Consider the following 7,916-nt stretch of genomic DNA (forward strand, 5'->3'; position numbering starts at 1 on the left):
CAAAATCAAGGTGTTTTGGAATCTTGGTCGCGAATGTGCCAAACTCGCGAGCAAAACGTAATCAGTCAAATTCACTCATTCCGTTTTTTCGCTACTTCTGTCAACCTTGGCGGAATGAGTCCTGACTCCGCAAATCCTCTTCCAATTGTGATAGAAGAAGATGTTTGGGTTGGAGCGAACTGCGTAATTCTGGCTGGCGCTAAGGTCGGAAAGGGCAGCATAGTAGCGGCAGGGGCTGTGGTGACAAACGGCGAGATTCCTCCATATTCAATTGTGGGAGGCGTTCCCGCTAAAATCATCGGATTTAGGGGAAAAAGCAAGGACAATTCGGAGGAAACAAAATGAATATTGCGATTATTACCGCCAGAGCCGGGAGTAAATCTATTCTCGATAAGAATGTCTATCCTGTGGGAGGACAGCCACTGATTGCGTACCCAATTCATGCAGCACTCGATGCCAAGCAGATCGGTGCCGTCTATATCTCAACCGACGGGGAAAAGATAGCCACCGTGTCCAGGGAATTAGGATGCCACATCATTGACCGGCCTGAAGAATTGTGCGGCGATCACGTGAATCACGGCGATGTGATCAAGCACGCGGTTGAATATGTGGACGGGCGTGTAAAAGATTTGAAGAACGTCGTCCTATTGCTGGGGAATACTGTAATGATTGATGGTGAGTTAATTGATCAGGCATTGGACATTTTAGAAACACACTCTGACCTTGACTCGGTGATGACAGTCTGGCAAGCCGCGGACGATCATCCGTTGCGTGCCCTGGAAATTTGCGAAGGGCTGGTGCGTCCTTACGGCGGCAGTGAGCGGCAAGCATCTACTGAACGGCAGTCGTACCCCAAAGCATATTACTACGACCAGGGGATCTGGGCATTTCGCAAGGAATGTGTGCAACGACATGAGGGTCCTAATCCTTGGTGGTGGATGGGCAAGCGTTGCTACCCGATCGTGCGCAATTGGATGGCAGGTCGCGATATTCACTCTTATCTTGACGTGTGCCTCGCCGAGTGGTGGCTCGCGAACTATCCAGGAATAAAGAAATTGTGATGCAGATGAGTGATGTTGCAATTCGAGTAGACAAACTAGGCAAACAGTACCGCATTGGGAAATCCCAGGCGGGTTATCAGACGTTTCGCGAATCCATCAGCGGAGCACTTGTCGCACCTTTGCGGCGTTTGCAGCGCATTGGTAAACCTAACACACAGCCCGAGACGATCTGGGCATTGAAAGACGTTTCGTTCGAGATAAAGCGTGGTGAAGTAGTCGGTATCATTGGTCGTAATGGTGCAGGAAAGAGCACACTGTTAAAGATTCTTTCTCGCGTCACGGAACCTACTGAGGGTTGTGCTGATATCTATGGTCGCGTGGGTTCGCTCCTGGAGGTTGGCACCGGCTTTCATCCGGAACTAACAGGGCGCGAGAATATTTATTTGAACGGCGCTATTCTGGGGATGAAACGCGCAGATATTGTGCGCAAGTTCGATGAGATTGTGGCGTTTGCTGAGATTGAAAAGTTTGTTGATACGCCGGTAAAACACTATTCAAGTGGGATGTATTTGCGTCTGGCTTTTGCTGTGGCTGCTCATCTTGAGCCAGAAATACTTCTGGTGGATGAGGTATTAGCAGTCGGAGATGCGGCTTTCCAGAAAAAGTGTTTGGGCAAAATGGGCGAAGTAGCGCGAGAAGGACGCACGGTACTATTTGTCAGCCACAACATGGCTGCGATTGAAGCGTTGTGTCCTATCACCTTTCTTGTTGATCACGGTACTATTGTTGCGTCCGGGGCGACAGCAGCAGTGATTACGAAGTATATGGATATTACCAGTTCGCTCAGCATAACTGAAACCTTAGAAAACCGTGTGGACCGACAAGGAGATGGGAGTATTCGTGTTACTTCGATATCTATTGAAGATACTGAGGGGAAAACAATTCATTGTGCCAGCAGGTTGCGAATTAGACTCTCTTACAAAAGCGACAAGCCAATCTATCGAGCTAGTATTCTCATTGGAATTTATGATCTTCGCAATACTGGCATCTATTTGTTGGATTCTGATGCTGTCGGCGGACTTCCAGAGGCAATGCCTCAAACAGGGACTTTAGTTTGTACCACTGCCCCCATCAACCTTACACCCGGGCGTTGCTATGTGAATGTAGCCATCTCCAAAGGTCCCATTTGGGCTGATTATGTTCAATATGCCGCGTTCTTCGATGTTGAATCGGAGGCTTTTTTTGCATCAGGAAAAGTTCCACCAAGAAGTTGGGTTACATGCTTACTTCGATATGAATGGATTCTGGATGACAAAGGGAGTATAAATGCACCAAATCAAAATTGACGAAATAACCTATCATCCTTCCTCTATTGTTGACCCCAATGGGAGACTATTTGAATGGCAAGGTCAGTTATTCCGTGCTATTGATGCAGAACATGCACCTTTTTATCGGTCTCTTTTTACTAAGGGGGTATTTGACCATCTTGAAAATAAAGGGTTAGTAATTCAGACGCAAATCGAACCACTCAGTGTGGAAGGTTTTGATATAGTTCTCAAACATCAGAAGGTCCCATTTGTATCATATCCATATGAATGGGCCGGGACAATGCTACGGGACGCGGCTTTACTCCTTCTTGATTTGAATGGAGAGCTTGCCGATTTTGGTTTAACAACTCAAGATGCTCATCCATGGAATATCCTATTCAATGGAACTAAACCAGTTTTTGTTGATGTTGGTTCCATTATACCTTTGCGGTCCCCCAATTCATGGAAACCACAATGGGAATTTCTACGTTGTTTTCTACGTCCATTATATCTTTTTTCCATTAATGAGAATAGATTGGCGCGTCTACTCATGCGTGATTATGCTGGAGTGTCTGAGGGTGACCTAGCTCATATTGGGAGACCGACGTTCGGCAGAGCATTTCGCGATCTGAAGCAGCGTGCAACAGCAACCTTCAAGGATCAGGTTAAAAATAACGAACAGCTATTTCGATTGGCAAAGATGACCCGCGATTTGTCACGGCATGGGGAACCGACGGGCACCCCCCAAAGCTCATCTCCGATAGACCAGTTACGTGCACTTAGAAGGCGAATTGAAAACATGGATTTTCCCATCCAGAAAACGCAATGGTCAGACTATTACTCTAGGGCACCATTTCCTTCGCTATCTGATCAAACAGATTGGACTGCAAAGAACAAGTCGGTGTTTGAGATAGTTAATGAACTAAACCCAACCACAGTTCTTGATGTAGCTAGCAATCGTGGATGGTTTTCGCAAATGTCTGCGAAACATGGTAGTCAGGTCGTTGCTCTTGATAATGATGAGGTTGCGATAAGTATGCTTTATCGTGACGCTAAACAAAGAGGAGATGCTATTTTTCCAGTTGTAATGGATATACTAAATCCTTCACCTGGGTATGGGTGGATAGGGCGTGGCTGGGCATTACCAGCTACGGATCGTTTGAAATGTGAGTTAGTACTGGCGCTTGCCTTAGTCCATCATCTTGTATTTAAATCCACTATACCAATGAAGTTCGCGCATATAGTCGATCTATTGGGATCCTTTGCAAAAAAATGGTTGTTGGTTGAGTTCATTCCACCGGAAGACAGTTATGTATCTTCTTGGGTTAATGAAAAGTATAGTTGGTATACTCTTGACAATTTTATCTGCGCTTTAGAAAAAGAGTTTCATGTGGTTCGTCAACTTGAGTCATATCCCGCTCCCCGAGTCATATTGTTGTGCCGACGAAACGGCGAATGATTGCCTCCAGCGTTGGTGAGGAGGAACCTCCTCTTGGTGCTAAGAAAAGCGTCATGAAATCTCAATTATTAAGTTTAGACCCCGGTCATCAAGTTTCTGTATTTGATTGGTTTCATGTACTGTTGGAAGAAATATCTGAACGCAGTCGTCAACTGAAGAGCAGGCAAAGACTAGGGAAACTATTCCCAGATGTTACCTTTTGCGGTGATGGATATGCTGATTCTAGTTGCGTGTTTGAAGATCATGTAACCGTTCACGCAGGCAGCCGGCTAATCAACTCTTCGATAGGACGATATTCATACATTGCACCTAATTGTCGTGTGAAATGGGCGCGTATTGGTAAGTTTTGCTCGATTGGTCCTGGTGTGCATGTGGGGTTGGGACGTCATCCATCTCGGGGATTCGTTTCCTGCCATCCGGCATTTTATGCAACGCACAATGCAGCAAGGGTGAGTTTCGTGACTGAAAATGTGTTCGAGGAGTTTGTTGATACACACGTGGGCAGTGACGTATGGATCGGGATGGGAGCATTAGTTTTGGATGGCGTCCGTATTGGAAACGGTGCGATCATCGGCGCGCGAGCCGTAGTTACAAGAGATGTGGCTCCCTTTGCTGTTGTCGGCGGCGTGCCTGCCAAGCTAATCCGATTCCGCTTTTCAGAAGAGCAGATCGCGTTTCTCAACGATCTGCACTGGTGGGATAAGGATGTGGATTGGATTCGGGAACATGCTCCGCTCTTTCGGGATATCAATCAGTTGTCCCAGAATCTCGGTTATCAGCCAGAGAACACGCTGTAAGTGATGGACGAACAACCGATTGTAACCATTGTGACGCCATCTTTTAATACGGTTCAGTACCTAGAACGAACAATTCAATCTGTGCTGGAGCAGGATTATCCGCACATTGAGTATATCGTTATGGATGCGGGTTCCACCGATGGCACATTAGATGTGATTCGCAAGTACGAGAATCGTATTGCACAATGGGTTAGTGAACCAGATCGCGGACAGAGTCACGCGATCAACAAGGGTTGGGCGTGTGGACATGGTAGCATTCTGGCTTGGCTCAACGCCGATGATCGGTATGCTTCGCCAACGACTGTTAGGGAAGCAGTTGAGTATTTGCAAGCGCACCCAGAAGTAATGATGGTTCATGGGCAAGCCAAGTTGGAAGACACTAGCGGCAATCTAATAGGAGTCAAAGGGGTCGCCTTCAACATGCTCAGTATGCTGTGTTCTTCCAGTTCCGGCATAATCCAACCTTCAGTTTTCGTGCGGCGAGCGGCATTGGACAAAGTTGGGAATGTAGATGAGGATTTGCACTATAAAATGGATGGTGATCTATGGCTGCGTATTGCGCTCCATTTCCCGGTGGGATTTGTACCGCATGTGTGGGCGCGAATTATTGTGCATCCGACGATGAAGAGCAATGCTCCCCAAGCACACCTCGAGGTGCTGAAAGTAACGCGCAAATTCTATGATCTTGTAGGGTTACCTCCTGAAGTCCATAAGGTGCGTCGCCAGGCATTTGCTTTGGCGTATATTCGGCATGCTCGTGGAAATATGATGTTAGGGAGACATTTGGACGCGCGTTTGGATTTGTTTCAAGCGATACGGCTATACCCAGGAGTGTTGCGACTGCACCGTTCATTAGTCATCCAGGGATTACTTGGTGAGAGAGTAAATACAGCGTTGCGTTTCTTCAAATCCAGGTATCGGGCGTTTTTGATAAATTTTGCCGAGGCTAATTAGTAATTGCATATCGTTTTCCAATCGGAACGATCTGATCAGGTTTTGATCGAGCAAAAGAATAATGACCACCAAGTGTCACTTCCACAGGAGGATTTGGACCTGGCGCTGGAACTGCTCAAGCGTCTAAATCGCTTGACGTTTGCGAATGGACATCGCGTGTCTGAATATGTTACCGTGGATGGCTTCGAGCCATGGTGGTTCCAGCAAGAGAACATCTATTGGTATATCCTGGTTCCCTACACACGTTATCGCGAATTGATCAACCAGATTATTGCGCAAAATGAAAGCGTAGTAATCACTGATGCGCCAGCGCAGTTCTCAGCACTGGTCAAGTTGTTGTTGGAGGCAGACAGCACAGTTCCGGTTTCGTTTGCGGGCACGCGTGCAGGTCGTAGGCGCGACGGGCTGAAAGGGAGGTTGACACTATGGTCTATTTGGGTAATCAAGTTGGTAGTAACGGCTACATCGTTACTTGCCTTCCGCTTGAACAAGCCCCCTGTATTGCTATATGCCATTGACAAAATCAGCCCGGGACTGCGACATGATTTCCGTCTGCACAGTATCTACAACAAACTCAATTCTGATAAACTGAGTTTTTCCGAATACTTACATTCAATAGATGACGCCACTGCTCTCCGCAATTTATGGGTCCGTCGCCGACCAGTGGTATTTTTTGAGACTGTTGCTTCTCTGCTCTATCGTTGGCAACACAGGAAATCCACGCAACGGGAGCATCTACGGAAAGTGCCGTTTGACAGGGATGTGCCTGACTCGGCTTTCTTGGCGGCAGTCGCGCGATTGGGATTGGAAATGAGCGTACGCTCTGCATCACAAGTCCAATGCCTGAAATGGATGGTACGATGGCAACGACCATGCTCAGCGGTCATTCTGGATGATAGTCGCCATGCCAACGAGTTGATTGCCGCCTGTAAAGAATTGGGGATTTTTACCCTGGGTTACCAACATGGGTTATTCAATCGCTACCACCCGGGTTTGATGGCTTATGGATTTGGTTCAGCGCGCAAACACACCTTTGATGCTTATGGATTGTGGAGTGATTATTTTTTGCAGCGCCTGCTGGGTTCGAGTGAACTATACGATGAACGGAACGCCTTTGTTTGTGGTCCAATTCGTCCCCCTTCCGCGGAGGAGATAAACCAATCACAAGCGGCGCGTCAGCCGGGATCGCCTATCCGCGTTTTGATTGTGTCCGAGCCACGCGCTCGATTGAGTGAGGTCAAGTGCTATGCCCAAGTTCTGGCAAGCGATGCACGGTTTCGTATCACCGTCAAGTTGCGACCTGGAGAAGATATAAGCAAAGCCAGGATTGATTGGGGAGATACAACCGGACAGATGCAATTCCTGACCACTGGCACGGTGTTTGAGGCATTTCGAGATGCCGATGTAGTGTTGGGCACATATAGCACGGTTTTGTACGAGGCAGCACTAGCACTAAAGCCAGCATTAATTGTCAATACGTCGTTCACCTATGGACACGATCTGGCAAAAGATGGATTGGCGTTCTGGGCAGAGAATCCCCATAGCGTTTGTGATATTGCAGTACGGGCTTTTCAGACGCCAATAGTTGAACTTCTATCAAGACGCGATAGACTCTGGGGAAAGTTGGAGCAAGATAGTATGAATAGATTATTCGCGTCCATCCTGGCTTCTGATCCTTCGTCAGCGCGCCAATGAATAATCAGTCCCAAGTCATAAAGGATTTCTACGTTGGGTACAGCGATCGGATCCTTCAGAAACGATACAATTCTCCTTTTCTGTTGCGGCGATACGTCCATCGTCAAATCTACGCAGGTACTTTGCAATATATTGAGCCAGGTCAGACTGTTCTAGACGCTGGTTGTGGAGAAGGTATCCTCTCGAATCTAATGGCACAGCGAGGAGCGACGGTAACTGGCGTTGATATTTCTTCGCCCAATACTGAGGCGGCGAAGGCGATTTCTCGTCGGATGTTGATTGAGAACTATCCTACCTTTTGTGTAGCGGATGCCGAGTCGTTGCCATTTCCTGACAAAAGTTTTGACGTGGTAGTTAGCTCTCACGTCTTGGAGCATCTGCCCGATTTTCAGCGAGGACTGCGTGAGATTAAGCGGGTGATGCGACGAAAAGCGATTATCTCTCTGCCTACCTGTTTGAACCCATGTGCCTGGAGTTTGCTCGGTGGTGATTTGTACTGGAAGCTAACTCGTCGTAGCATATACGGTCTGCCGGTAGGGCTATGGCGCGTATTGTGGGCATACATGATTCTGTATAAGTTCAATTCTTCACGTGTTGCGTAAATCTGTCCGAAACGTGATATGATGCCTCCACCCAATGACCTGGAGGTCAACCATGTCTTTGCACCCGACCGATCGCAGTACTATCCCGCCCGATACGGCTG

Annotated in this window: 8 protein-coding genes; all 8 read left to right on the top strand. The window is 47.5% G+C overall.

The window, feature by feature from the left end; all coding sequences use genetic code 11:
- Window positions 1–33 precede the first annotated feature (33 nt).
- The 8 genes from HZB31_14550 to HZB31_14585 are packed head-to-tail and all read left to right on the top strand — an operon-like array spanning window position 34 to window position 7,815.
- Complete coding sequence (locus HZB31_14550) at window positions 34–345, top strand: hypothetical protein (protein ID MBI5849141.1); 312 nt, start codon at window positions 34–36, stop codon at window positions 343–345.
- Window positions 342–1,061 (top strand): acylneuraminate cytidylyltransferase family protein, encoded by a 720-nt coding sequence (locus tag HZB31_14555; protein ID MBI5849142.1) that lies wholly within the window; start codon window positions 342–344, stop codon window positions 1,059–1,061. The genes HZB31_14550 and HZB31_14555 overlap by 4 nt, the downstream gene beginning before the upstream one ends.
- Before the next feature lie 5 nt (window positions 1,062–1,066).
- Window positions 1,067–2,347 (top strand): ABC transporter ATP-binding protein, encoded by a 1,281-nt coding sequence (locus HZB31_14560; protein ID MBI5849143.1) that lies wholly within the window; start codon window positions 1,067–1,069, stop codon window positions 2,345–2,347.
- On the top strand, window positions 2,328–3,767 hold the full coding sequence (locus HZB31_14565; protein ID MBI5849144.1) for a class I SAM-dependent methyltransferase: 1,440 nt from the start codon (window positions 2,328–2,330) through the stop codon (window positions 3,765–3,767). The genes HZB31_14560 and HZB31_14565 overlap by 20 nt, the downstream gene beginning before the upstream one ends.
- A gap of 53 nt (window positions 3,768–3,820) precedes the next feature.
- Window positions 3,821–4,564, top strand: a complete 744-nt coding sequence (locus HZB31_14570; protein ID MBI5849145.1) for a CatB-related O-acetyltransferase — start codon at window positions 3,821–3,823, stop codon at window positions 4,562–4,564.
- A gap of 3 nt (window positions 4,565–4,567) precedes the next feature.
- Entirely contained in the window at window positions 4,568–5,518 is a 951-nt protein-coding gene (locus HZB31_14575) for a glycosyltransferase (GenBank protein MBI5849146.1), read from the top strand.
- Window positions 5,519–5,560: 42 nt separating this feature from the next.
- A complete protein-coding gene (locus tag HZB31_14580; GenBank protein MBI5849147.1) occupies window positions 5,561–7,213 on the top strand; it encodes a hypothetical protein in 1,653 nt (550 codons plus the stop codon).
- Window positions 7,210–7,815 (top strand): class I SAM-dependent methyltransferase, encoded by a 606-nt coding sequence (locus HZB31_14585; GenBank protein ID MBI5849148.1) that lies wholly within the window; start codon window positions 7,210–7,212, stop codon window positions 7,813–7,815. The genes HZB31_14580 and HZB31_14585 overlap by 4 nt, the downstream gene beginning before the upstream one ends.
- The last annotated feature ends 101 nt before the right edge of the window (window positions 7,816–7,916 follow it).

The organism is Nitrospirota bacterium (assembly GCA_016235245.1).
In the GTDB taxonomy this organism is placed as follows: domain Bacteria; phylum Nitrospirota; class Thermodesulfovibrionia; order Thermodesulfovibrionales; family UBA6898; genus UBA6898.